The following is a 316-nucleotide window of genomic DNA, read 5'->3' on the forward strand; positions in this document are numbered from 1 at the left end:
ACTATTATTAATAAGGTTTTTAACACTATCACTGGTATTTAGCTCAGCATTACTTAACCCCTCTGGAGCCCATCCGAATTTTTTATTAAATTCAAATTTTGTTGCTACATTGCCAGTTTCTGAATCTATAATATTCAATACATCTCCATTCTGGAAAGCTCTTGTATAACCCCTCTCATATGAAAATTCCGGTAATACAATATTTTTACTTCCTGTGAACCCTCTTGCAGTAAATGGATAATTATCGACATTAGCTTCCCACCTTGGAATCGTCAACTTTGATGGATCATTTTCTATATATTCAATAGCCCCATAA

Annotated in this window: 1 protein-coding gene; it reads right to left on the minus strand. The window is 33.5% G+C overall.

All coding sequences use genetic code 11. The features are described from left to right. Positions 1-316: hypothetical protein (locus BAU23_RS28770; RefSeq protein ID WP_244159734.1), on the minus strand; the 316-nt coding region annotated here is incomplete at both ends.

This window comes from Bacillus nitratireducens (assembly GCF_001884135.1).
Classification (GTDB): domain Bacteria; phylum Bacillota; class Bacilli; order Bacillales; family Bacillaceae_G; genus Bacillus_A; species Bacillus_A nitratireducens.